23 protein-coding genes are annotated in these 24877 nt (G+C 36.1%); 17 read left to right on the top strand and 6 right to left on the bottom strand.

Features of this window, described 5'->3' with window-relative positions; translation table 11 throughout:
* Positions 1-30: 30 nt before the first annotated feature.
* A complete protein-coding gene (locus AB3M96_RS00950; RefSeq protein WP_412965883.1) occupies positions 31-1716 on the bottom strand; it encodes a sigma-54 interaction domain-containing protein in 1686 nt (561 codons plus the stop codon).
* 218 nt (positions 1717-1934) lie between these two features.
* Between AB3M96_RS00950 and AB3M96_RS00955 the strand changes: the two genes are divergently transcribed.
* The 8 genes from AB3M96_RS00955 (at position 1935) to recQ (ending at position 11236) form a co-directional block, all read left to right on the top strand.
* Entirely contained in the window at positions 1935-3107 is a 1173-nt protein-coding gene (locus AB3M96_RS00955; RefSeq protein ID WP_412965678.1) for an NAD(P)/FAD-dependent oxidoreductase, read from the top strand.
* Positions 3104-4126, top strand: a complete 1023-nt coding sequence (locus AB3M96_RS00960; protein ID WP_412965679.1) for a proline racemase family protein — start codon at positions 3104-3106, stop codon at positions 4124-4126. Before AB3M96_RS00955 ends, AB3M96_RS00960 begins: the two co-directional genes overlap by 4 nt.
* Before the next feature lie 238 nt (positions 4127-4364).
* Positions 4365-5495 (top strand): branched-chain amino acid ABC transporter substrate-binding protein, encoded by a 1131-nt coding sequence (locus AB3M96_RS00965; protein WP_412965680.1) that lies wholly within the window; start codon positions 4365-4367, stop codon positions 5493-5495.
* An 84-nt stretch (positions 5496-5579) separates the two neighbouring features.
* Positions 5580-6485 (top strand): branched-chain amino acid ABC transporter permease, encoded by a 906-nt coding sequence (locus AB3M96_RS00970; RefSeq protein WP_412965681.1) that lies wholly within the window; start codon positions 5580-5582, stop codon positions 6483-6485.
* A gap of 2 nt (positions 6486-6487) precedes the next feature.
* Positions 6488-7480 carry a branched-chain amino acid ABC transporter permease gene (locus tag AB3M96_RS00975; protein ID WP_412965682.1) on the top strand — a complete coding sequence of 331 codons (993 nt, stop codon included), beginning with the start codon at positions 6488-6490 and terminating at the stop codon, positions 7478-7480.
* Between the two features lie 30 nt (positions 7481-7510).
* Entirely contained in the window at positions 7511-8284 is a 774-nt protein-coding gene (locus tag AB3M96_RS00980; RefSeq protein WP_412965683.1) for an ABC transporter ATP-binding protein, read from the top strand.
* A complete protein-coding gene (locus AB3M96_RS00985; RefSeq protein ID WP_412965684.1) occupies positions 8281-8997 on the top strand; it encodes an ABC transporter ATP-binding protein in 717 nt (238 codons plus the stop codon). The genes AB3M96_RS00980 and AB3M96_RS00985 overlap by 4 nt, the downstream gene beginning before the upstream one ends.
* Positions 8998-9448: 451 nt before the next feature.
* Positions 9449-11236 (top strand): DNA helicase RecQ, encoded by a 1788-nt coding sequence (gene recQ / locus AB3M96_RS00990; RefSeq protein WP_412965685.1) that lies wholly within the window; start codon positions 9449-9451, stop codon positions 11234-11236.
* 71 nt (positions 11237-11307) lie between these two features.
* On the opposite strand, the gene AB3M96_RS00995 is transcribed toward recQ, so the two are convergent.
* On the bottom strand, positions 11308-11538 hold the full coding sequence (locus AB3M96_RS00995; RefSeq protein ID WP_412965686.1) for a hypothetical protein: 231 nt from the start codon (positions 11536-11538) through the stop codon (positions 11308-11310).
* A gap of 116 nt (positions 11539-11654) precedes the next feature.
* On the opposite strand from AB3M96_RS00995, the gene AB3M96_RS01000 reads away from it, so the two are divergent.
* Positions 11655-12164 carry a hypothetical protein gene (locus AB3M96_RS01000; RefSeq protein WP_412965687.1) on the top strand — a complete coding sequence of 170 codons (510 nt, stop codon included), beginning with the start codon at positions 11655-11657 and terminating at the stop codon, positions 12162-12164.
* Positions 12165-12354: 190 nt separating this feature from the next.
* Here the strand turns inward: AB3M96_RS01000 and AB3M96_RS01005 are convergent, their stop codons facing one another.
* Both AB3M96_RS01005 and AB3M96_RS01010 read right to left on the bottom strand, forming a co-directional pair.
* The gene (locus AB3M96_RS01005; RefSeq protein WP_412965688.1) at positions 12355-12918 is read right to left on the bottom strand and encodes a thioredoxin family protein; all 564 of its coding nucleotides are present in this window, start codon (positions 12916-12918) and stop codon (positions 12355-12357) included.
* 69 nt (positions 12919-12987) lie between these two features.
* Positions 12988-13269 carry a hypothetical protein gene (locus AB3M96_RS01010; protein WP_412965689.1) on the bottom strand — a complete coding sequence of 94 codons (282 nt, stop codon included), beginning with the start codon at positions 13267-13269 and terminating at the stop codon, positions 12988-12990.
* Between the two features lie 162 nt (positions 13270-13431).
* On the opposite strand from AB3M96_RS01010, the gene AB3M96_RS01015 reads away from it, so the two are divergent.
* The 6 genes from AB3M96_RS01015 to AB3M96_RS01040 all read left to right on the top strand — a co-directional run bounded on the left by AB3M96_RS01015 (position 13432) and on the right by AB3M96_RS01040 (position 20508).
* A complete protein-coding gene (locus AB3M96_RS01015; protein ID WP_412965690.1) occupies positions 13432-13839 on the top strand; it encodes a VWA-like domain-containing protein in 408 nt (135 codons plus the stop codon).
* Positions 13840-14047: 208 nt separating this feature from the next.
* Positions 14048-14803, top strand: a complete 756-nt coding sequence (locus AB3M96_RS01020) for a VOC family protein (protein ID WP_412965691.1) — start codon at positions 14048-14050, stop codon at positions 14801-14803.
* A 919-nt stretch (positions 14804-15722) separates the two neighbouring features.
* Positions 15723-16982 (top strand): ATP-binding protein, encoded by a 1260-nt coding sequence (locus AB3M96_RS01025; protein WP_412965692.1) that lies wholly within the window; start codon positions 15723-15725, stop codon positions 16980-16982.
* 172 nt (positions 16983-17154) lie between these two features.
* The gene (locus AB3M96_RS01030; RefSeq protein WP_412965693.1) at positions 17155-18102 is read left to right on the top strand and encodes an AAA family ATPase; all 948 of its coding nucleotides are present in this window, start codon (positions 17155-17157) and stop codon (positions 18100-18102) included.
* Positions 18102-19292 carry a DUF58 domain-containing protein gene (locus tag AB3M96_RS01035; RefSeq protein ID WP_412965694.1) on the top strand — a complete coding sequence of 397 codons (1191 nt, stop codon included), beginning with the start codon at positions 18102-18104 and terminating at the stop codon, positions 19290-19292. The genes AB3M96_RS01030 and AB3M96_RS01035 overlap by 1 nt, the downstream gene beginning before the upstream one ends.
* Positions 19282-20508 (top strand): DUF4129 domain-containing protein, encoded by a 1227-nt coding sequence (locus AB3M96_RS01040; RefSeq protein WP_412965695.1) that lies wholly within the window; start codon positions 19282-19284, stop codon positions 20506-20508. The genes AB3M96_RS01035 and AB3M96_RS01040 overlap by 11 nt, the downstream gene beginning before the upstream one ends.
* Positions 20509-20555: 47 nt before the next feature.
* Here the strand turns inward: AB3M96_RS01040 and AB3M96_RS01045 are convergent, their stop codons facing one another.
* Positions 20556-20684, bottom strand: a complete 129-nt coding sequence (locus tag AB3M96_RS01045) for a hypothetical protein (protein WP_412965696.1) — start codon at positions 20682-20684, stop codon at positions 20556-20558.
* Positions 20685-21121: 437 nt separating this feature from the next.
* Here AB3M96_RS01045 and AB3M96_RS01050 point away from each other — a divergent pair, with 437 nt between their 5' ends.
* Positions 21122-22771, top strand: coding sequence for an EAL domain-containing protein (locus tag AB3M96_RS01050; RefSeq protein WP_412965697.1), 1650 nt, complete (start codon positions 21122-21124; stop codon positions 22769-22771).
* A gap of 44 nt (positions 22772-22815) precedes the next feature.
* On the opposite strand, the gene AB3M96_RS01055 is transcribed toward AB3M96_RS01050, so the two are convergent.
* Positions 22816-23613 carry an HAD family hydrolase gene (locus tag AB3M96_RS01055; protein ID WP_412965698.1) on the bottom strand — a complete coding sequence of 266 codons (798 nt, stop codon included), beginning with the start codon at positions 23611-23613 and terminating at the stop codon, positions 22816-22818.
* 188 nt (positions 23614-23801) lie between these two features.
* On the opposite strand from AB3M96_RS01055, the gene glcT reads away from it, so the two are divergent.
* Positions 23802-24644, top strand: coding sequence for a glucose PTS transporter transcription antiterminator GlcT (glcT, locus tag AB3M96_RS01060; RefSeq protein ID WP_412965699.1), 843 nt, complete (start codon positions 23802-23804; stop codon positions 24642-24644).
* Positions 24645-24877: the final 233 nt, after the last annotated feature.

Below are 24877 nucleotides of genomic sequence, written 5' to 3' on the forward strand. Positions count from 1 at the left end.
AAATTAAATGCAAATTTTATGCCAAGTTATTTAGACACCGATGTGAAGCCTTTTTATCCTGTTGTACAAGGTTGCTCTTGTAATACCAAGTCGTTTTGCACAAGCAAGTTTGTTTCCTTTTTCAAGCTTTAAGGCATCAAGAATAATCCTTCTCTCGTATTTTTCCAATTCGTCGGTTAGTAGTCCTATTTCATGAGCTTCATGATCACTGATTTCCTGATGTACGAATGCCTTTGGGGCTTGCTGCGCAAAAGGAAGGTCCTCAACTTTAATAGTTCCATCAGTTGCAAAAACAACAAGCCGTTCAATTACATTTCGGAGTTCACGTATGTTTCCTGGCCACTCATACTGTAAAAGTTGATACATAACCTCTTGAGATACACCGTGAATCGGACGACTGTAACGAACTGAAAACTCATATAAAAAATAATGTGTTAGTTCAATAATATCCTCTTTCCTCTCGCGTAATGGAGGGATAGATAGGTTTACGACATTTAACCGATAAAACAAATCTTCTCGGAATTTACCTTCATCAATTAATTTTCGCAGATCTCGGTTTGTAGCGGCAATCACCCTGAAATCCGCACTGATTTCTTTTGTTCCTCCAACAGGAAAATACTTTTTCTCTTGTAAAACTCGTAATAGTTTGACCTGCATTTCAAGTTGCATTTCTCCAATTTCATCTAAAAATAAAGTTCCACCTCGAGCCAGTTCTATTTTACCGCGTTTTCCTTTATTATCTGCTCCAGAAAATGCCCCACGCTCGTAACCGAAAAGCTCGCTTTCAAATAGGGTCGGGGGAATTGCTCCACAATTTATTGGTATAAATGGTGCATTGTGTGATTCTCTTAATTCATGAATGGCTTTGGCAAAAAGCTCCTTGCCAACACCACTATCTCCAGAAATTAAAACAGTTGTGTCAGTGGAACTAACTTTTTTAACCATTTCCATTGTCCGTTTAATTGCAGGCGAATTACCTTTTATTGAATGAAATGGATCTTTTGCTGGACTAAGTTTGGCAACTTCCTTTTCTAAATGGTGCATCTTTGTTGAAACATGAAACAGTTCCTGATTTAAACGTACCTGACTTGTGATATCTGTTTCAGATACAACTGCACCCACAATTTGATTATGTAGATATACAGGATGAGAATTGATCAGAACAAAAAGGTCTGAACGTGGTTGGTGTTGATGACGATATATTTTTCTTCCTTCTTTTAGAGTTTTCATAATTTCGAGCATATCAATGTCAAAGAACTTGGTAATAGGCTTACCGAGTATTTCTTCCTTCTTAATAGAAAAGATGTTTTCAGCGCCTTCAGTCCAAACAAGAACTTCTCCAGCTTGATTAATGACGGTAACTGATGCATCTAAGGTTTGAATAACTGCATCGAAATACGCATGTAAATATTGATAAGAATTGATGAGGTGTTTTGAAAGTAATAGTCCATTCACATAACCGATTGCTTGGCCTTCTTCGTCTCTAACGAGTACAAATTCAGTTTGTTGCATTACTTTAAGAAGAGTTAATAGGGAGTCTGTAATGAAAATTGAGGAAGCAGGCTTCCTGGATTTCAAATTCGTATAATCGCTTTCTGAGAGGTAATAGAGTTGATTTTCTTTTTCTAAAAATACTACTTTATCAGTTGTTATTATTTCATTTCGCTTATCTTCGATGTCGTCTTCCTGTAAAAAAAGTACAAAGTCGTTTCCCATGACTTCTGCAATAGTAGGTAGACGAAAAGCTCCCAAATGAGTTCCCCCTTTTGTGTCTAAATATCTTTACAATCTAAATTTTTTATACACTTAAATGTTAAAATATAAAAACTATTTTGACAATATTTTTGTAGGAAAACTTTCCAATGCTTTGGCATAGTTCTTGCATACTCTACAAGGTAAGAAAGTACTTAGTGGACTTATGGAGGTACAAATAGATGAGACAGCATACAGACGTTTTAATTATTGGTGGAGGCATTATTGGAAGCGCCATTGCTTACTATGTCTCAAAGTCTGGGCTACAGGTAACTGTTGTGGAAAAAGGAGAGCTTGTAAGTGGAACATCTTCTAGATGCGATGGAAATATTTTAGCAATTGATAAAGAGCCCGGATTTGATAGTCAAATGTCACTAGCAAGTCAAAGATTAGTAGATGAGCTTAGCAAAGAGTTAGATCATCCTTTTGAATATAGAGCACCTGGAAGTATTTTAGTTTGTGAGACAGAGGAGGAAATGGCGGCTGCAAATAAATGGGTAAATCAACAGAAAAGTGCAGGACTTCCGTTTCGTATGTTAGACCGTGAAGATATTAAACAAGAGTCTCCATATTTTGCTGATGATCTTCTCGGAGGGTTAGAATGTGCGACAGACTCTACAGTCAATCCATATTTGTTAACTTTCTCTTTGTTTGAAGGAGCAAAGAAACAAGGTACAGATATTTTAACGCATACAGAAGTGAAAGCAGTTTCAAAAGAAAATGGCTATTTTAAGGTCGAAACCACAAAAGGAATAATTTTTGCAGAAAAGGTTGTCAATGCAGCAGGTGTATGGGCGCCAAGAATCGGTGAAATGGTAGATTTACATATTCCAATTTATCCGAGAAAAGGCCATATTATTGTTGCCTCCAGGCAGGCACCAGTTGGCTTAAGAAAGGTAATGGAATTCGGCTACTTAATTTCAAAATTTGGCGGCGAGAGGATAGTTGATGCTGAAACAGAAAAATATGGTGTGGCACTTGTTTTCGAACCTACGGAAAGTCAAAACTTTTTAATTGGAAGCAGTCGTCAGTTTGTTGGTTTTGACACCAAGGTAGATATAAACGTTGTAAAGTGTATTGCAAGACGTGCGATCCGCTTTTACCCAAAAATGGCAGATATGCTATTAATTCGAACTTATGCAGGATTACGACCGTATACAGAAGACCATTTACCAATCATATCTGAAGTGAAATCAATTCCTAATTTTTATATAGCAGCCGGGCATGAAGGTGATGGAATCAGCCTTGCCGCTATCACAGGAAAAGTTATTGATGAAATGATAAGGGGAGTTAAAACGACAATTCCAACAGAGCCTCTCCGATTTGACCGTTTTGAAAGGGTGGTTAACTCATGAAAACTAGTAAACTATTCAAAACCATTGATACTCACACTGGAGGAAACCCTACACGAACCGTTGTAAGTGGTCTTCCTAATTTAAAAGGGAAAACGATGTCTGAAAAAATGCTTGAAATGAAAAATGAGCATGATTGGATCCGAAAGTTTCTCATGTACGAACCACGTGGCCATGATGTAATGAGTGGAGCTTTAATGGTAGACCCTTGTCATCCCGATGCTGATATAGGTGTGATTTATATTGAGACAGGCGGCTATTTACCAATGTGTGGCCATGACACAATCGGATTTTGTACGGCTCTAGTGGAAGCGGGTCTAATCTCCGTTATCGAGCCTGTTACCAAGCTTAATCTAGATACTCCAGCAGGGCTCGTTGAAGTTGAGATTAAAGTTGAGGATGGAAAAGCAAAAGAAGTTTCATTTTGTAATATTCCAGCATTTCTATTAAAAAGTGAGAAAGTAGAAGTTGAAGGCATTGGGTCTATTTCATGTGATATAGCATACGGTGGTAATTTTTATGCAATTATTGAAGCATCATCGGTAGGGTTAGAGCTCAAACCTTCAAATTCAGCAAAAATTATCGAGATGGCTGTAAAAATTAGAGATGAGATTAATAGAAAAACAGAGATTATTCATCCAGAATATCCATTTATAAATGGATTAACACATATTGAATTTTTCACTAAGCCTACACATCCTGAAGCCACAGTTAAAAATACGGTAATTGTACCTCCTGGTGGAATTGATCGTTCTCCTTGTGGAACTGGAACTTCAGCTAAGCTAGCAACTTTATATGCATACAAACAAATAAACATAAATGAGAGTTTTGTACATGAAAGCATTGTGGGAACATTATTTCGTGGAAAGCTTGTTGCTGAGACAGAGGTTGGAAATCTACCAGCTGTCATAACACAAATAGCTGGAACAGCTTGGGTAACAGGGATGCATACATTCATCTACCAGCCTGATGATGAGGTCGGGTCAGGTTTCCTGCTAATTCCTGAAATGGAAGGTCATTAATTATGTAAAAATATCTATACATTCTAAAAAAATAGACACCTAGTTCAGTATAGTGTCTATTATTTTTTACATGATTTTTCAAAAATTCTTATATGGGCTAGTACTTTAGTTTGGCATGCTTCTTGCATAAATACTAGGTTGATAGCCTAACAAATGGTAGGGGGGAAATTCTTTCACTTATTCATGATGTTAGTCATTAATCAAAAAAACGAAAAAGAAAACTAGGGAGGTCAAATCATTGAAGAATGTAAAAATGCTTTTATTTGTTTTGGTTGTAGGCTTTGCGATGATTCTTACAGCATGCTCATCTAGTTCAAGTACTGGAAGTGATGATGAAATCTTAATTGGTACTATTTTGCCAGTTTCAGGTAATAACGCCACTGATGGTAAGGATATGCAAAATGCGATGGAAATGGCGATTGAAGAAGTTAATGAAGCGGGTGGGGTTTTAGGCAAGAAAATTAAGCTGGAAGTAGCCGATGATGCTTGCGATCCACAAACAGCTACAACCGCTGCTAATAAACTAGTATCTTCTAAAGTGGTTGCTGTTGTTGGAGGCTACTGTTCAGGTGCTACTTTGCCAGCTTCAGGTGTATTCCAGAATGCAGGCGTCCCGTTAATTGTCCCAGCAGCTAACTCGTCAGAGCTTCCTGCTCAGAAATATGACACGTTATTCCTAATCAACGGACTTGTTCCAAACCAAGCTCAGACGGCAGCGGATTACTTTAATGATAAAGGTGCTAAAAAGATTGTAATCATACATGATAATTCTGCTTACTCTAAAAACTTAGCTGATTTCGCGGTTAAATCCGTTGAAGGAAATGGTGGAGAGGTTGTTGCATTTGAAGCAATCAATCCTGAAGAAAAAGATTTTGGCTCATTAATGACAAAACTTAAATCATTAAATCCAGATGGTACATTCTTTACTGGATATTATGCTGCAGCAGGACTAATGAAAAAGCAGTTCGAACAAAAGGGTGTTTCTGGGTTATTCATGGTTGGGGATGGAAGTTATTCTCAAGATTTAATTGATATTGCAGGAGCAGATGCTGAAGATATCTTAGTAACTGCTACTCCGCAGGCAACCTTTATACCTGGTGCTGAAGATTTCGTTAAAAAGTATGAAGAGAAATTTGATCTTTCACCTGGTCCATATTCAGCACTTTCTTACAATGGTATGCAATTACTATTTGATGCTATTACAAGAGCTAATTCAACAGATTCAGAAGATATTAAGGAAGCAATTAAAAATACAAAAGCTTTCGAAGCAGTTGGTCAGGTTATCGAATTCAATGACGAGAACTCGTTAAATGAATCAAACTTTAAAGTATTAACAGTAAAAGCCGGTAAGTTTGAATTGGCAGACTAATATTTTTTATTGTATTTCCGTTCAGGTTACTTCTCGCCTGAACGGATTATCATATGGCATCTATGTTAAAGGAGGGGTTTAATCTTGGAGATTTTCTTGCAAATTTTAATAGATGGACTAGTTATTGGTGCTTTCTATAGTTTAATTGCATTAGGATACACGATGGTATACGGGATTATCAAACTATTAAACTTTGCACATGGTGATTTATACATGCTAGGTGCTTTTATCGGATTTACCTTTTTATCCTTCTTTACTGGTGATGGTGGCTTTAATATGGGAGTAATGGGGCTTGCAGTGGTCTTTTTATTAACAATGGTGGTTGTTGGTGCTATTGGTATGGGGATTGAACGAATTGCTTATCGCCCTCTATTACTGGCGCCTAGATTATCCATATTAATTACCGCTATTGGTGTGTCTCTTTCATTAGAGTATAGCTCTATGATGGGGTGGGGGGCATCCTATAAAGTGTATCCGATAAGTCCACCTGTCAATGGTATAGATATCTTAGGAGCACATATAAATTATGCGCAAATTTCAATGATTGTCATTTCAGCTCTTCTAATGTTTGGTCTTAGGTTATTCATCGATAAGTCAATTTACGGAAAGGCGATGCGTGCTATTGCTCTCGACCAAACCGCTAGTAGCCTTATGGGGGTTAATGTTCACCGAATTATAGGTTTAACCTTTTTTATCGGTGCATTTTTAGCAGCAGGTGCAGGAATTATGGCAGGAGTATATTATGGCACAATTAACTTTATGATGGGCTTCATTATTGGATTAAAAGCGTTTACTGCTGCTGTTCTCGGTGGAATCGGAAATATTACTGGGGCTATGATAGGTGGGTTAGTATTAGGAATACTGGAGGCGCTTGGGACGTTTTATTTAGGCGGGTCTTGGAAAGATGTATTAGCATTTAGTATCCTCATTTTAATTCTTGTCTTTAAACCAACTGGTATTATGGGCGAGAAGGTTACGGAGAGGATGTAGGTATGAAAAACAAGAAGACGATTTTACTTGGGGCTCTATTACTCGCAACGGTTGTTTTTCCGTTTGTTTCTAATAGTTACTGGTTAGACGTTGCAACACTTGTTTTGTTTTATGTTGTTTTAACACAAGGACTAAATGTGGTAGTTGGATATACGGGCTTGCTTGACTTAGGCTATGCTGCGTTTTTTGCAGTTGGAGCTTATACGACTGCGATATTGATGACCACATTTGGATGGTCGTTTTGGCTGACGATTCCTGTTGCAATCGTTTTTGCTGCAATCACTGGCGTCATTATTGGAGGACCAACTCTGAGGCTGCGTAGTGATTATCTTGCTATTGTAACACTGGGGTTTGGGGAAATTATCCGGATTTTAGCAATAAATTTAGAAATTACAGGTTCAGCATCAGGTATTTATGGAATACCAAGACCTTCAATTGGTTCATATACTCTTTCCAGTCAATTGGATTTTTATTTTTTAATTTTGATTTTGGCAATCTTAACAATTATTGCTGTAAGAAGATTAGGTAAATCTCGTATCGGTAGAGCATGGGTTTATATTCGCGAGGATGAAGATGCTGCAGAAGCTATGGGGATAAATAGGGTTAGACTAAAGCTCTTGTCCTATGCTACTGGTGCGGTTATCGGTAGTTTAGCAGGTTGTATATTTGCAATAAAAATGAGTGCAATTGCACCATTAAGCTTTAGCTTTCACCAATCCGTGATGATCTTACTAGCTGTAGTACTTGGAGGGTTAGGTAGTATTTCAGGAGTGGTTATAGGGGCAGTTTTAGTCATCGTCCTTCCAGAAGCTTTACGTTCGATGGAAGATATGCGCTTTTTATTGTTTGGGCTAGCGCTCGTTGTGATGATGATATTCAGACCTCAGGGGATTTGGCCAGCAAAATATGAAACCGAGGATGTTCCTGATGACCAACCAATTGATGAATCGTTCATTGATTCTGACGGAGATAAACCTCTCTCAGTAAAAGGCTAAAGACAATCGGGAGTGAAAGGAGTATAGACTATGACTGTGTTATCAGTAAAAAATCTTACACTAAAGTTTGGTGGTTTAACCGCTGTTAATGATTTGTCGTTTCAGGTGGAGGAAAACTCAATTGCTAGCATCATTGGCCCTAATGGTGCAGGGAAAACATCTGTATTTAATATGATTACTGGATTTTATAGCCCTACTAGTGGAAAAATTGATTTAATGGGAAAAAGTCTAGTGAATAAGAAACCCAGTCAAATTACGCAAATTGGGCTAGCGAGAACATTTCAGAACCTTCGTTTATTTCCTAATCTCTCGGTGCTGGATAATGTGAAGTCAGGAATGCACTGTCGTACGAAACAAACAGTGTTAGGTGCTCTGCTCCGAACAAAGGCACAGCGAGCAGAGGAAAAATATATTGAAGATGTTGCATATGAATGCATTGATTTTGTTGGGATTCGCAAGTATGCAAATCGTGCTGCGAAAAATCTTCCTTATGGAGCTCAACGTTATTTAGAAATAGCCCGGGCTCTTGCGACTCAACCTAAGCTACTCTTACTAGATGAACCGGCAGCCGGGTTGAATTTTCAAGAAAAACAGTACCTAATTGAACTTATTCGCAGAATTCGTGACAAATATAATATCACTGTATTGATGATTGAGCATGATATGGGGCTTATAAAGCAAATCTCGGAACAAATTACAGTAATTGATTATGGTTGTAAAATTGCAGAGGGAACCCCTGAAGAGGTGCTGTCGAATGAAAAGGTAATTGAGGCGTACTTAGGAAAGGAGGAGGACGAAGAGTGAAACCATTGTTAAAACTTGAAGGCGTCCACTCCTATTACGGTAAAATTCATGCATTAAATGATATTACTCTTGAAATTTATGAAGGTGAAATAGTTGCGTTGTTAGGAAGCAATGGAGCTGGGAAGAGTACGACACTAAAGACGATATCGGGTATTATTAAACCTAAAATAGGAACAATTGAATGGCAAGGAGAAAGTCTTGTTGGAACACCAGCGCACAAGATTGTTGAAAAAGGAATTATTCATATACCGGAAGGTCGTCGTATTTTTGGAGGACTAACCGTAACTGAAAACCTTGAATTAGGAGCATTTACGGTCCGGAAAAATAAAAAACAAATTAAAGATGGAATTGAAAGAGCCTTTACCCTTTTTCCACGCCTGAAAGAGCGGGCCAAGCAAACTGCCGGAACATTAAGCGGCGGTGAGCAACAGATGTTGGCTATCAGTAGGGGGCTTATGAGTCAACCGAAGTTACTTATGTTAGATGAACCTTCAATGGGTCTTGCACCAATCATTGTGCAAGAAATTATGAAAATAATAAAAGAAATCAATAGCCAAGGTACGACCATTTTACTCATAGAACAAAACGCTAAAGCAGCATTAAAATTAGCAAATCGAGGTTATGTAATTGAAACGTCCCAAATTATTATGCATGAAGAGGCAAGTGTACTGAGGGCGGATGACAAAATTATCAAAGCATATCTGGGAGCGTAACAAAAACCCGCAAATGCGGGTTTTCCTCATGGTTGAAGGATTCGTTTCATCCTACCTACATTTTTCCACTTTTCTTATGAGTACTTCTGTTACGTACGACTCATAATTTATCTTCTATGTCAATTCTTCACACTACTCAAAGCTTGATTTATAATATAAGGTATTCCACAAAAATGTCCACGTACAAATATAAAATAATCCCAAAAGATTTTTATCATTTTTTTCGTAGTTAATTTCAGACTGGTTCCTTCTTTTTCTTATAAAAAAAGGGAAGTGAACGAATTCACTTCCAAACACGTTCAGATAAAGAATAAGGAGCTAACACCACACTACATAGTATGCAGCATATGTTGCGGACATGTGGGGTATGTACACTACGTCAAACGCACATTTTAATACATTTTTATCTTTTTTAATGTAGAAATGCAAATATATAATAAAGGTGTTTTTTATGATTGAACTAGCTAAAACAATTTTACAATCTTATTTTGGATATAGTTCCTTTCGACAAGGACAAGAGGATATAATCAAAAACATTTTAGATAAGAAGGATACCTTAGCAATAATGCCTACTGGAGGCGGGAAATCCCTTTGTTATCAGATTCCGGCTTTATTATTTGATGGTATTACCATTGTAATCTCACCATTAATCTCATTAATGAAGGATCAGGTGGATACCCTCCATGGAGTAGGGGTTTCTGCTACCTCAATAAACAGTAGTTTATCACTACAGGAAATACATGAACGGCTACAAGATGCACGGTCTGGTAAATTTAAAATGATCTATATTGCACCTGAACGATTGGATGCGCCTAGCTTTCGCTCACTTTTAACAACATTACCAATCTCAATGATAGCAGTTGATGAAGCTCACTGTATTTCACAATGGGGTCATGATTTTCGACCAAGTTACCGAAATATCCATCATATGATAACCGAGCTTCCTGTTAAACCAGTTGTTGCTGCCTTGACTGCAACGGCTACGGTGGAAGTAACAGATGATATTTCAAGCCAGTTACAAATTGACAAATCGGACGTATTTGTTACAGGATTCGCTCGTGAGAATCTAACCTTTACGATTTTAAAAGGTGAGAATAAACGTGATTTTGTTAAGGGATTTCTAAAGGAAAATCAAAACAACTCTGGAATTGTATATGCTGCAACCCGTAAGGAAGTTAACGAGCTGCATACATATTTAAAGCGTGAAGGTTTCTCTGTTGGAAAGTACCATGCGGGTTTATCTGATGTAGAACGTATCCAAGCACAAGAAGACTTTTTGTACGACAATGTTTCAGTGATGATTGCAACGAATGCGTTTGGAATGGGTATTGATAAATCCAATGTACGATATGTCATCCATTACAATCTTCCAAAGAATATGGAAGCTTATTATCAGGAGGCAGGAAGAGCGGGACGTGATGGTGAAAAGAGTGATTGTTACCTTTTATTTGCACCTCAAGATGTTCAGTTACAGAAGTTTTTAATTGAACAGTCTACATTAGATGAAGTGAAAAAGGAAAATGAGTACCGAAAACTTCAGCAAATGGTAGATTATTGTCATACTGAAAAATGTCTTCAAGGCTATATACTTGAGTATTTTGGGGAAGAAGATCCAGTTGAATGCTCCCGCTGTATAAACTGTACAGATGACCGAGAAAAAATTGATGTTACAACCGAGGCATTAATGGTTTTCTCATGTATTAAGCGCATGAAGGAGCGGTTTGGAAAGACACTTGTTGCACAAGTGCTTAAGGGATCAAAAAATAAAAAAATTCAAGAGCTTGGTTTTTCTACCTTATCAACATATGGTTTGCTTAAACAGTACTCTGAAAAGCAAATTGTAGGTCTAATCGACTTTTTAGCTGCAGAGGGTTATGTGAAATTAACAAACTCACAATTCCCGGTATTGATTCTTGATTCAAGATCTTTACCAGTATTAAAAGGTGAAGAAAAAGTATTCAAGAAAGAATATGTGAAGAAAAAACAAGTTGTTGCTGATAATCAGTTATTTGAAGTCTTACGAGAAGTACGTAAAGAAATTTCTGCTAGAGACAATGTGCCTCCGTATATCGTCTTTTCAGATAGTACACTTCGTGAAATGAGTGAACTCGCACCTACTAGTGAAGAAGCTTTCCTAGAAATTAAAGGAGTTGCTCAAACAAAACTAGAGCGATACGGTACAGAGTTCCTTTCTGCAATACGTAACTATGTTGAAGAAAACCGGGTCGTTGTAAATTAAGGTAAACCAATCGGTGTCTTTTATTTGGATAATACAATAAAAGACACCATATTCTGGTGTCTTAAAAAAATCTACTTTCTTAGCAAATCTTGTAGAGCAGTGTTTCTTTTTACCTGTTCTTCATTTGTTGCTAAGTCGTACTTCTTCAGTAAATGAAATAATTCATTTAACTCCTGCTGACTCTTGTCTTCTTTAAAAAAAGTAATCCCCAATAGATATAGTTCCTCTGGCAAAAATGCCTTCTGACTTTCAAGTTTTTTATGTACATCTTCTTTTGAATGATCAATATTACATGTTGACATAAACTGGACCTCCCTAGTAATTTCCTATAGTTTATTCTAGCATGTAAAATAGAAGGAAATAAATGATTGAACACTTAAATTGATTAATTGGGAACAAAAGTTGAGGAGGTGATAGTATGGCCTATTACATGTGGCTTCTAATAAATTCGGTGTTAATAGTCGGGATTTGTATTTACATTTGGTTTTACCGAAGTCAGGATTCAAATGTTGTGATAGTGGGGCAAGTCTTTTCTCAACTAGCTATTTTATTGTTTTTTATTAATGTGAACATGTACTTTATATTTTTGGTTATTCGTAAAACAAAAGTTAGGAGTATCAAGATTTCCCTTGCAAAGCTTTCACGAAAAATGATGAAATCGCATATTTGGTTAGGGATTATGGGCACAATTCTTATCGTCTTTCACGGTGGAATAATGTTAGTTAAAGTAGGAGAGATCATCGGGTACACACATACAAAGGTGTTAAGCGGGATAGTATCCATACTTTTATTAATGGTTACTATATATGCAGGTTATTTGCGACATAAAAAGTCATCTGGCTTACGAAGAAAATTTCATTATGTAACGGCCTTCCTATTCACTTTTCTCTTCCTATTACATATGTTTTTACCAATATTAGAAAACTAGGCGATTGCCGAGCCTTTAGGCGACAGCAGAGCCGTAGTTGCACTTATGCAGATGGGAAAGAATTTTATACTTTCCTATCTGCTAAAAAAGACCGCCCACATTTCCGGTCTGGTTAGTCCCGCAACGAAGCGAAGTTGGTAGAGGTGGACGGCCTTAGCAATAGTATATGTTTTTCATTTGCAACTATTCATTAGACTTCTTTTAGGACTGAAAGTAAATCAGTTTTAATTTCTGTCCAAAGTGTTTCATCTGTAGTAATTCTTTCTAGGAATTGTTTAATGAAATTTTCTTTAAAAGCAACTTCATATTCTTCTGAATCCTTAGGAGGTAATGAAGCTCGTAAATCATCAGCAAAGCGTTGTGCCTCAGGAGATCTTGGTCCCCATTTACCAACTTCCTCGAACTCTTTATTTACAAAGACAATGATTGGGATCGACCTAGCAGTTCCATTGGTTAAATATTGATCCATTAATTCAAGGTTTTCATCTCGTATTAAATAACGTGTTTCTAATAAAGCTTCCTCTGACATTCTCATTAAGATTGGAAGGTTGACCATTGCATCACCGCACCAATCTGCTGTTATAACGACAGCTTTTATTTCTTTTTCCTGCAGAGCTTGTAGAATTTGCTTATCTTCCTCTGTTAACTGGAAGTTATTATACACCTTTAGAAGGTTTTCTTTATGAACCTTCATATTCGCAATATACTCGTACTTATTCATACCTTTATCAAACCAAGATTTTAGATTAGTCATTATGTATCCTCCTCATTCTTTTATAATTTTCACTATAATTGAAAAGGAGTGTTTACTCCACTAACTTGCTTATGAGAGATACTCGCTGACCTGATTATAGTACTCATATGTTTGTTGCTCGGGGAACTCTGTCAGGTAAGGGTCATCTTCCATTAATACATCAGTCAATAACATGTAATCTCCGTGAGCAGAAGGTGTTTGTGTTTGTTCCCAGCTCCAACTAGCACCTGTAAATACAATTTGGTTTCCGTTAATCAGGCGAATTTCGTGAAGACTTTGGTTTATTTCTACAAAACCTATATCGTTGTTATTTTTGAGTTGTTGAAGTAATCGCTCTCTAGTTATTTCCATGTGTTCTCCCTCCTACTGTTAAAATAGTTTCTCCAAGTTTTAAAAGTAAAAGCCTATCCAAGTATTACTATTCAATAACATGATATTTGGCTAAAAAATGTGACAAAATAGTTTAGCCAGGGTTATTGGCCTATGGTGATAATTTGCAGGGAGTTGATGGCGGTGAGATGGCAAAGATCCTTAATGAATATGATAAAAGAACGACAAGATCAGACTATAGCATTAGCAATTGATACATCGACAAATCAAGTTCGCACAATATTAATAAATAATATCATAAAGTTTTTTGGCGAAATGAAGCCAGATACTAAGCTTGTCCAAGCAGATTTTAAAATCAGGAGCATTACCCCTATTCAAAATCCAAGCATTAAATATTATACGCATGGTAAATCTTCATATACGGAAGTAATTGAATGGGCGGAAAAAGAAAAGATTGATACTTTGTTTTATATCACCGACGTAACAGGATATTTTTATGAAGAATTAAAGGCAGACTTTGAGGTTTTCTGGTTAGTACCTGATGACTATGTTCCAAAGGTACCTTTTGGTAAAGCGATAAAAGTTGCCTAATGTTATTTGCGCCTAGAAGGGGTTCCTTTCTAGGCGTTTTTAAGTTGGTGAATTATTTTATTATATTGTTGGAAAATATCCACTTGTGTATAGGAATAACTGGATAAGATAAGGTTCAACCCTGGATCTTATCTTTTTTTCTTGCTATTTTATTATAGCGATGTAAAATAGCAAGAAAAAATATAAAGCATAGATAGGGGAGTATGGTATGGATTTTTTGTTTGATCATGTTGTTCATTATGTTAAAGACCCATATAAAGCTATGGCGGATTTTTCTGAATTAGGTTTTCACACTACGCCTGGTGGTCAACATGACTTTTGGGGAACTTATAATACATTATGCTATTTTGACAATCTATCTTATATAGAGTGGATAGGATTAGAGTCTTTACAGGTTGCCAAAAACGCAAAACATCCTTTTAGTGAACATCTCTTGGAGGACTATGAAGTGGGAGAGGGATTATCACAAATAGCATTCCGCACTTCAGATATTGAGAAAATAAAGCAAGAGTTAAATCGAAAAGGATTAACAACAATAGGACCACTTCCTGGTTCAAGAATAAGACCAGATGGTACTTTGTTAAAGTGGTCAATGTTATTCATAAAGCACCAACTTCCAATGCCATTTTTTATTCAGTGGGGTCAAACGGATGCTGAAAGAAAGCAAGAACTCATATCAAACAATATAGTAAAGCCTCAGGATAAAAAACTATCTGAAATTTGGTATGCTGTTACAGATTGTGAAAAAACAGCTTCTTTATGGGGTGAAATGTTTAAGGGGAGAGTAAGTGATGATGACGACAATATGGGTCTATTAAAGAAGGTAGAGCTGCCTTTCATAGACGTTTACTTTTGCGAAGACTCTGACCAAATTAACTCTAGAGGGCAACGACCTTATAAAGTTGGTATTCATCCTAGTGCTGGTAAGGAAGTAATTAAATATGGGGCGATTTATAATATTTAGAATTAAGAAAATAAATATGTTTTACAAGGTGATTGGAGCGCATGGCAGGAGACTCCTCGAAATGCTTTGCATTTTCTTCGTGCGTGGGAGATTTCAAAGGAGCCTATCAAAGTCCTGCGGGAAAGTCAAAGGATCGTCTACTAAAAGCCGCCACGTCCTGTGGCGAACGTAGACGTCAGCACATCCTGTGCAGAGTCAGGTGAGCCCCCGGAGGAGCCTGCGACGTGTCTAGCTTCAGCGGCTAGAAACTCGAGAAATTTCAACTCCTCCGTCAGAGGCAAAAAAACGCCTCTTTTGTCAGAGTCTCCGACGCACAGGATGTGCTAGTGCCGCCAAAGCCACAGGACGTGGCGTTATTGGCGGCCAATTTCCACGTTTCTGACCAAGCCGCTTCAGCATTTCAGTGAGGAGGCTCACGGTCCGCCCGCGGAAAGCGAGTGCCAGGAGTGGAAATCACCAAACTTTGTACCTTTTACTCATTCAAAGAATATTAGCAAATGGAAACAACCTGTTAAAAAACCATTAAAAAAAAGAACCAACATTTGTTGGTTCTTTTATTATTGGGCGAAAAATTAACTTTTTTTACATAATTATTATTGCCGCGGTAGATTTGAAAATCTTAAACAACGAAAGCCCTACCTCTCTTTCGTCCTTTCGGCTCCGAAGCCGGTCCAGTGTGAATAAGTCTTTCTCAAATGTAAAAGATAAAATAAAGATAACTCGGCGATTTGCACAATCATTTAAGCAACGCAGTGCAGTGTGCCGTAGTTTGAACAAATGCGAAAAAAAATTTCCGTCAATATAACTTATCTATATAAAAATTATGTTTTTAAAGTTTTTAAGAGGAACACAGAATTATAATTATAATGTATAATAGTTGCATTGTCAAATTTATGAGGTGCTAACAATGTTTACAAAAATGAATAGAATCAACTTATCTCTTCTGTATTTTATTGCAAGCCTTATTTGGATCATAGCTACCGAATTTTTAATTGATGAATTTCAATTTACGGAAGAGGTTCATCAGTATATACAGTTTGGTAAAGGTTTGCTTTTTGTCTTTTTTACGACTGCACTTATACATATTATTTTAAAGAAGCATGAAGCTTTTAAACGTGCTTCAGAGGAACATAATGAATTATCTACCCTCATTAATGCTATGCCTGACTTTGTTTGTTTTAAAGATGGAGAAGGAAGATGGATTAGAGTAAATGAGTTTGGTAAGGACTTATATCAACTACATGGAAAACCTTACAAAAATAAAACTGATGCAGAATTAGCTAGAATGTTACCTTTTTTTCGAGAACCTTTTTTAGGGTGTGCAGTTTCAGATGAGGAATCATGGAAGAAGGGTAAAACAACAAGAGTAGAAGAATCTTTCCCTCTTCCAACAGGAGAGGTGAAAACCTTCGATGTGATTAAGGTTCCATTATTTTTCGAAAGTGGAAAAAGAAAGGGACTCGTCACGATAGGAAGGGATATTTCAAAGGTTAAAGAGGCGGAAGAAATTGCTTTACGTAAAGAAAAACTTTCTGTTGTTGGAGAATTAGCAGCAGGAATTGCACATGAAATTAGAAATCCACTTACTTCCATAAAAGGATTCATTCAACTACAAAAGGAAACGAAACAGGCGACAGATTTCACCGATATCATTCTTTCGGAATTGGATCGTATAAACCAAATTGTGAGTGAATTATTGGTCTTTTCAAAACCACAGAGTAAGATATTAAAGAAGTTTAAAGTAAAAGAATTAGTCGATTATGTTATTAAACTTACATCACATGAGGCGATTCTACATAATGTTGAAGTAGATGTTGAAAATAATGTGCAGAAATCCCTACTTTATGGCGATTTTAATGAATTAATACAAGTTCTGGTGAACGTCGTGAAAAATTCAATTGATGCTATGCCTGATGGAGGAAAGGTAAGAATTCGAACGAGAGAAATTGAAGACAAAATACAAATCAGAGTTACAGATATAGGAGTTGGAATCCCTGAAGAACGTCTTGAGAAATTAGGCGAACCATTCTTTACGTTAAAAGAGAAAGGAATGGGATTAGGACTCACAATGAGTAATAAAATTATACAAGATCATAAGGGAACCATGAAAATACTTAGTAAAGTGGGATGGGGCACGAAAGTAGTCATTACATTGCCTGCTGCGCCTAGAGATTATTAAGTGATACACTTCTAAAGAAGGACTTCAAAAGTCCTTTTTTTGTTGCTGTTTTTGTTTGGCTTAGGTGTTGTTCAAATTAAATAGATGTTGGAAAATAGTAAACTTTTTGATAAATTTAAATTATCATAGATTTTAGTATGTGTTTTTTATGAATGTAAACTAGGAGGCCATTATGGTAAAAGAAAATGTAAACAAGATTAAGCAAAATATAGGGAAAGTTATTATTGGTAAAGAAGAGGTTGTCGAACTAGTACTTAATTCTCTTATTAATAAAGGGCATATTTTACTAGAGAGTGTGCCGGGTACTGGAAAGACAATGCTAGCGAAGAGTTTTGCAAAATCTATAAGTGGAACTTTTAAACGTATCCAATTTACCCCTGACGTTCTTCCAAGTGATGTAACAGGAATTCAATTCTTTAATCCAAAAGAGCAAGAATTTCAGCTGCGTCCGGGTCCGGTTATGACGAATATTCTATTAGCAGATGAAATTAACCGTGCGACTCCTAGAACTCAATCAAGCTTACTTGAAGTTATGGAAGAGAGACAAGTTACAATTGACGGAGAAACTATTAAACTTCCAAGTCCATTCATAGTAGTTGCTACACAAAACCCAATCGAGTCACAACAAGGAACTTTCCCTCTACCTGAAGCACAGATGGATCGCTTCTTTGTTCAAATTGACTTAGGGTACCCAAGCTTTGAAGAAGAAAAGCAGATTATGAGAACATATCGTCAAAACAACCCAATTGAAGAAATCCTTGAGGTTCTTTCTAAAGAAGAGATTGAACAAATGCAGAATGAAGTACAGCAAGTAAAACTCGCAGATGATGTTGAGGATTATCTTCTTCGTGTGGTCCATGCAACAAGACAGCATACAGATGTGGAGGTGGGTGTGAGTCCACGTGGTACACTAGCTCTAATGAAGGCTGCACAAGGGCGTGCTTATTTGGAAGGAAGAATGTTTGTTACGCCTGAAGATATTAAATATATGGCTCCGTACGTTATTTCTCACCGACTAGTATTAACAATGGAAGGTTCGCTTAAGAAGACGGGTCGTCAGGTAATTCAGGAATTACTCTCTACAATTTCTGTCCCTGTGGAAGCGGGAGCTGTTAATTAATGGATTGGAAACGGCAAATTTCGCTTGGAAATGAATTGTCCTATCTGTCGATTCTATCCTCCATTTTTTTACTAACAGGAATTCTAGCACAGGCATTTTTACTAGTATTTGTCGGTTTACTTTTTCTATTATTTGTATTTGCGAATCGCTACTATTTAAAAAATATTGGCACACAATTATCGGTGTCTGTTAATAAGGAACAAGTTAAGCTGTTTAAAGGTGAAGATAGTAATTTTGCATTAACGCTAAACCAAAAAGGTAAACTACCAATCTTGAATGGCCAAATTCGTTTAACTGTTGATTATATTGTTGGATTTCAAGAGGAAAGACAAATCTTAGAAACAGAACAGGTGGAACTTACACTTCCGGTTTCTATTTTAGGTAGAAAATCATTCTCTATTGAATTGCCGTTTGAAGGAAGAAAAAGAGGAGTTGCAAGGATTCGAACTCTTGAGGTTATTATTCCACATATGTTTGGTTTTGGAGAAGTTTATCTTCAGCTTATTAAGCCGATTCCATTCGAGACAGTTGTTTATTCTTCACCTGTTTCTGTTGGAGGTATTGAAAAAATCGTTCCGAAACATCAAGGCGATTATCCACTAAGAAAATCTTACTTTGAAGATATGACGGCTTTAGTCGGAGCAAGAAGCTATGTACCTACTGATCCATTTAATCGAGTTCATTGGAAAGCAAGTGCTCGTACTAATGAGTTACAGACAAAATTGTTTAATCGAACTGCTCAGTTCTCTTGGACAATCATGATAAATGTACGTGAGAGGAAATTAGAGCAATATTTAAGTGGACTAACATTTTTATTGGAATCAGCCACGATAAAAAGCATCCCTTTTGAGATTTTCGTAAATGTACGAAAAGCTGGTAAATCCCCTTATATTCATGTTCCTATGGGATCGGGAAGGGAGCATCTTGCTAAAGCATTGGAATTAATTGCACGGTTAAGTAAGCATAGTGTTACGATTCCATTTCATTATATGATTCACGCAGTTGAGAGACAGCAGATTCTATCTCCTTATATTATTATGTTAGGAGAAATCGAAGAAAATGAGCAGATGCTACTGCACGGGTTTTCAAAAAAGGGTGTAGATTGTTTTAAGGTTGTTGAAAATGAAGAAGCTATCTATCTAGTCAAAGCTTCTTCAACTGAGAGGAGAGTGAACTCTCATGCAATCTAGCAAAGTGTTTGTAAAAACCTATCAGTATGTTATGGAAGTCATATTACTTTATATTCTATTAACTCTATTCTATATTCATACAGAAGTTTTACCGCCGATTTTACCTTTTGTTTTTATTACTCTAGGTGGGGCGTTATTGATTGCGTTTTTATTGTCACTCATGAAATCTAACACTCCCTTTTTCTTTATAATTTTGACTATACCGTTACTTGCTCTAGTAAGTAGTGAAATTGGATTAGGGTTTGGTGTGAGCCTAGTACTTGCTGCAGTTGTTTGCTATCGAATTGTCATCCATACTCAAAAAACACCAAAACTTACAGAATCGATATTATTGAATATTAGTCTGCTATCAGCTGGTTTGGTGTTTTTTGCAGCAAAAGTTCAAGGCTATATTTTTAGTGACATCATTCTATACTTGGTTGTAACGCAATTACTTTTCTTTATGCTAGGCAAGATAATGTCAGGTGTTTTAAATAGTACACTTATGTCTAAAGAAAAAGAAGTAAAGAAACAGTCTTGGTCAATGATAGGGATATTTGGTGGTTTATTAGGTGGTGCTGTACTTCTTTCTGTTTTATTTCCAATCATTTTTGTAAAAGGGTTATCTTTCATTGCTTCTCTTATTGGAAAAGGGCTTTATTTCGTTTCTACACCTCTTTTTAATGCTGTAGATAATATCGATTATAGTGCCCGCTCTAAAGGAGAAAGTGTTGGCTCAATTAATTGGCCGGAAAATGAAGAAGAGAAGATGACGTGGATTGAACGATTAGCTACTTTTGATATTTGGATGATTCTATCAATTATCGGGCTACTTATCTTAGCTGTTCTTATCTTACTGATTGCAAGAAAACGTCTTGTTAAGGAACCAGTCATTGTAGCAGACTCCTTTCATTATTCAACAACGACTCAGTCAGTGGATGCACCAAGGCGTAAGTGGCAACGTGTAAAAAGACAAACACCACAGGCTAAAGTAAGAAAGTTAATACTTGAACTTGAGATTCTTTCAGCGAGCAAAGGCCTTGGAAGATATCATCATGAAAATGTGACTGAATGGTTAGGAAGAAACAATTTCTTGGATTTTCGTCTTGTTGAATTATATGAACGAGTTCGTTATGGAGATGAAGAACTAACAGAGGAAGAAAACCAGGCCTGTGAAGAAATCGTAAAACAAGTTAAAAATAATATTCGAAGTTTAAAGAAAAATAAAGGTAAATAAAAGGGCCATTTTTGGCCCTTTTATTTGTGAAAACTAGTTGCTTATATCTATTTTTTGTTCTTCTTTTTCTGCTTCTTAGGGGTCCCTGAGATTTCCTCTCCAAACTCCTCATTACTTGATACGTTAGGATTAGCTACTTCTTGGCTTACCTTGTTTTGTCTACCTTTCTTTGCCATTTCTATCCCCCCTTTTCATAGATGTCATATGCATTCTTATTATGTCTTATGTAGAAATAAAAAATCGCGTTTTTCGTGAATTATGTTTATTGCAATTGTCAAGAGGATCTATGAAAAGGATTACTGTCCCGGATTCGTGTACTTCATAAAAAAGGTAAGTCTGATTCGTTGTCGTAAAAGTTGGCATTCCCTCAACCTCCAAATCTTGTTGTATTGAAATCATATTTTAAAATTTTCTGTAAAATATAAATCTTTTTGTCGGAAATTGTGGAAAAATCATGTAATTTCCAGTATAATGAAAACGAATTTATCCTAGGTCTTGACTTCTAAGGAGGGCCACCATTATCTATACAATCACTGTTAAATTATCAATTATTTCGTTGCTGGCTATATTTGTTTTTATAGTCTTGGGAATAATGTTTGCTTTTATTAAAAAGTTGAATATCAAAATTTCGAGATATCGATCTTTGTTTGAACACAATCTAGAAGCTGTTTTTCGAACCGACCTTAAAGGAAACTTACTTAGTGTGAATAGTGCTGCAATCGATTTAACAGGGTTTAAGAAGGACGAATTGGTAGGTAAGCATTTTTCAGCTTTCGTACACAAAGGCGATGTGCAAATTATACATAAATCCTTTAACAATGCACTAAAGGGAGAAAAAGAAATCTTTGAAATACGAATAGTAAAGAAAGATGGATCATTAGCAGATGTAGGAATTACATCCGTTCGAATTATCGTAAAGGACAAAATTATTGGTGTATATGGAATTGTGAAGGATATGACTGAAGGTAAGAAAGCTCAGGAAACAATTAATTATCTTGCATACCATGATGAATTAACGACACTTCCTAACCGGCGTCTATATACAATGAGGCTACATAAGTTAAAGCAGAAGCAAGTTCCATTTACCATCATGAACATCGACTTTGATCGTTTTAAACGATTAAATGATCTTTTTGGACATGCATTTGGAGACAAGGTTTTAATAGAGATTGCAAATCGACTTAAAGCAAGTCTTGATGAATCTTTTTTTATTGCTAGAATGGGTGGAGACGAATTTAATGTAATTTTACCAAATGTTACGGAACAGGAAAAAGTAACAAGAATTGCTAATGATATTATCCAACAGTTTCGTAAACCACTTAAAGTTCGTGGACATGACTGCCTGATTACAGCGAGTATTGGTATTGCATTCTTTCCAGAGCACAGTGAAGATATAGATTCATTGGTGAAATTTGCGGATATTGCGATGTATAATGTAAAACAAAATGGTTCAGATGATTTTCAAGTGTATGATACTGACATGAATGACAAAACGATTGAAAAGATTAACATGGAAAATGATTTGCGTTATGCACTTGAAAATGATCTTTTAGAGGTCTATTATCAGCCGAAGTATAATAGCTTCACTAATGAACTAATTGGCTCTGAAGCTCTTCTTCGCTGGAATCATAGTGAAATAGGAGCGATCTCTCCTGTTACTTTTATTAAGCTGGCTGAAGAAACAGGATTTATTATTCAAATTGAAAAATGGGTTCTTCGTCGGGTATGCCAACAAATTAATGAGTGGGTTAACTCAGGCTGCTTTAAAGGCAGGGTATCAATTAATATTTCACACATTCATTTCTATCAAGGGGATATTACTGGCACGATTTTAAATACATTGAAGGAATTTAACCTTGACCCAACCTGTTTAGAAATTGAGATAACAGAAACAACGATGATGAATAATGAATTTGAAACAAATAAGATTCTTCAAAAACTTAGAAGTATTGGTATAGAGATTAGTATGGATGATTTTGGAACGGGATACAGTTCGTTAGGGTATCTTCATAAACTGTCCATCGATCGACTAAAAATTGATAAGTCCTTTATACATGAAATGCAAAAAAACGAAGCAATTGTTGCAACAATAATATCGATGGCAAATACCCTTCACCTTAAGGTAATTGCTGAAGGTGTAGAAACTAATGATCAAATCCAGGTTTTACATAAGTTGGGATGTCATGAAATCCAAGGTTATTTTTATGGCAAGCCATTGGAAGCGGAATTGTTTAAACAAAACTATTTAGAATCGGTATCATAATAGAAAACTCGAAGGATGTTTTTAATCCTTCGAGTTTTTTGTTATTATACAGATTGTTTTTGATTCTCCAACCGTATTTGTGCCACTGCTTCAGCAACAGAATCAACTATATGTGCTGCTTCTTGTTTGACTAGGTCATGTGCATGAGACATAACATAGCTATGTGGTGTTAATTGAAACATCGGAATGTCATTAAAGGAATCACCAATACATGCAATTTCCTCTGGTTTAATAGAAAGTACGTTTAATAATGTTTGGAGTGCATTGCCCTTGCTAATTCCTTTTGGCATTATGTCTAATACATGCTTTTCAGAAATGAACAAATCAATTTGAGCACCTAGTTCTTCTTTTAATTGCTTTTCCATATTCATGATCTCATTTTCAAAGCCGATTAAAGTAATTTTCGATGGTTTCACTTCATCAAATTTTGTACCGATGGCTGGGTCGATAATTATTGGATGGAACATTCTTTCCTGTATCCCACTTACGTACTCATTTTCTTCACATGTGTAGTTCGTATCATAGCTACAAATGAGAGTTACAAAGTTTGAGGGGAGTACTTTATTATAAATTAATTCTGCGGTAGAAGTCTCAAATGTACGGGAGAAAATAGATTTATCTTCAGTTGTCGATACGAATGCTCCGTTTTGGCTAATTCTATGGAATTTTTCATTAATGGACGATAAAACTTCTATTATTTCATTGTCCATTCTTCCAGTAGCAATGCTAATTTGAATACCTTCTTCGACAGCAGATCTGAGTGCTCTGGCATCTTCATCCTTTACAGTGTTGTCATTTTGTAAGAGAGTTCCATCCAAGTCACTTACTATTAATTTGATCAATTTTTATTCCTCCGTTTTTTATGTACGTGTATTCTGTCATTATACATGAAATAGGATAAATGATATAAAGAAATGGCCTCATTATATTTGAATGTATTTAAATAAATATGTAGAAACGTTGACGTAATCCTATTACGATTAGTAAGATAGAGTGGTTAGTACATGCTTTTAAAGGAGCGGGATTCAATATGGAGTCCTTTATCATAAAAAAAATATTAAATAATAATGTAGTAATTGCCACACACTCCACTTATCATGAAGTAGTATTAATTGGTAAGGGTATTGGATTTGGGAAAAATCATGGTGATAACATTACACAAAATAAGGCAGAAAAGATATTTGTACTCCGCAATGAGAAGGAGCAGGAACAATACAAGGTATTGTTAACTTCCCTGGATGAAAGTTTTATTGAGGTAATGAATGACATTATTGACCATATTAGAAAGCGGGTACATGATCAGTTAAATGAGCATATCCATATTGCGTTGACCGACCATCTTGCCTTTGCGATTAAACGTTTGGAACAGGGTTTAGACCTTTCAAATCCATTTCTATTAGAGACAAAAACACTATATCCACTCGAATACGAAGTGGCTGCAGAAGTTGTCGAGATATTACGAGAAAAAACAAATATTAAATTACCCATTGGAGAAGTGGGTTTCATTGCTCTACATATACATAGTGCTTTATCCAACCGTTCTCTATCAGAGGTAAATAAACATTCTCATTTAATTTCCGAATTACTTACCTTAATTGAGAGAGAACTTGATCTTACACTTAATAGAGAAGGAGTTAATTATTTACGATTAATACGACATTTGCGTTATGTAATTGACAGAGTTGTGAACGGAGAAAAAGTAGAAGAAACCGAGAGTCTAGCAAAAGTGTTGAAAAAAGAATATCCTGTATGCTATAATCTCTCGTGGAAAGTCATTAAAACAATGCAACAGGCACTTATTATGAATGTATCTGATGCTGAGGCTGTTTATCTCACTGTTCATTTACAACGAATTGCAAGTAAAAATGAATAATACATTACGTGTTACTGATACGATCAGGCATGAGTAAAGATTTGGTTGAAATTATGTACAAAGGGGTAATCTATCTCTAAACATAATTAAAGTCCTTACTTTCTCATGTCTTTTTATTTTGTTGTCTTTTTGTACAGCATTCAAGTAGGCGTAATACATAAATGATATAAGTGGAATAATACAGAAAGCGGCTGACTTTACTAGGCTTGTGCAATATTAACATGTTTTAATAC

Origin of the sequence: Ferdinandcohnia jepli (assembly GCF_047246645.1) — a bacterium.
GTDB lineage: Bacteria > Bacillota > Bacilli > Bacillales > Bacillaceae_L > Ferdinandcohnia.

Bases quoted from the DNA above. Each gene is read 5' to 3' on its own strand.
- AB3M96_RS00950 (WP_412965883.1), bottom strand. From the start codon at position 1,716: ATGGGAAACGACTTTGTACTTTTTTTACAGGAAGACGACATCGAAGAT.
- AB3M96_RS01030 (WP_412965693.1), top strand. From the start codon at position 17,155: ATGGTAAAAGAAAATGTAAACAAGATTAAGCAAAATATAGGGAAAGTT.
- AB3M96_RS01045 (WP_412965696.1), bottom strand. From the start codon at position 20,684: ATGGCAAAGAAAGGTAGACAAAACAAGGTAAGCCAAGAAGTAGCTAAT.
- AB3M96_RS01000 (WP_412965687.1), top strand. From the start codon at position 11,655: ATGGCCTATTACATGTGGCTTCTAATAAATTCGGTGTTAATAGTCGGG.
- AB3M96_RS00975 (WP_412965682.1), top strand. From the start codon at position 6,488: ATGAAAAACAAGAAGACGATTTTACTTGGGGCTCTATTACTCGCAACG.
- glcT (WP_412965699.1), top strand. From the start codon at position 23,802: ATGGAGTCCTTTATCATAAAAAAAATATTAAATAATAATGTAGTAATT.
- AB3M96_RS01040 (WP_412965695.1), top strand. From the start codon at position 19,282: ATGCAATCTAGCAAAGTGTTTGTAAAAACCTATCAGTATGTTATGGAA.
- AB3M96_RS01020 (WP_412965691.1), top strand. From the start codon at position 14,048: ATGGATTTTTTGTTTGATCATGTTGTTCATTATGTTAAAGACCCATAT.
- AB3M96_RS00960 (WP_412965679.1), top strand. From the start codon at position 3,104: ATGAAAACTAGTAAACTATTCAAAACCATTGATACTCACACTGGAGGA.
- AB3M96_RS01035 (WP_412965694.1), top strand. From the start codon at position 18,102: ATGGATTGGAAACGGCAAATTTCGCTTGGAAATGAATTGTCCTATCTG.
- AB3M96_RS00995 (WP_412965686.1), bottom strand. From the start codon at position 11,538: ATGTCAACATGTAATATTGATCATTCAAAAGAAGATGTACATAAAAAA.
- AB3M96_RS00955 (WP_412965678.1), top strand. From the start codon at position 1,935: ATGAGACAGCATACAGACGTTTTAATTATTGGTGGAGGCATTATTGGA.
- AB3M96_RS00980 (WP_412965683.1), top strand. From the start codon at position 7,511: ATGACTGTGTTATCAGTAAAAAATCTTACACTAAAGTTTGGTGGTTTA.
- AB3M96_RS01010 (WP_412965689.1), bottom strand. From the start codon at position 13,269: ATGGAAATAACTAGAGAGCGATTACTTCAACAACTCAAAAATAACAAC.
- AB3M96_RS01005 (WP_412965688.1), bottom strand. From the start codon at position 12,918: ATGACTAATCTAAAATCTTGGTTTGATAAAGGTATGAATAAGTACGAG.
- recQ (WP_412965685.1), top strand. From the start codon at position 9,449: ATGATTGAACTAGCTAAAACAATTTTACAATCTTATTTTGGATATAGT.
- AB3M96_RS01025 (WP_412965692.1), top strand. From the start codon at position 15,723: ATGAATAGAATCAACTTATCTCTTCTGTATTTTATTGCAAGCCTTATT.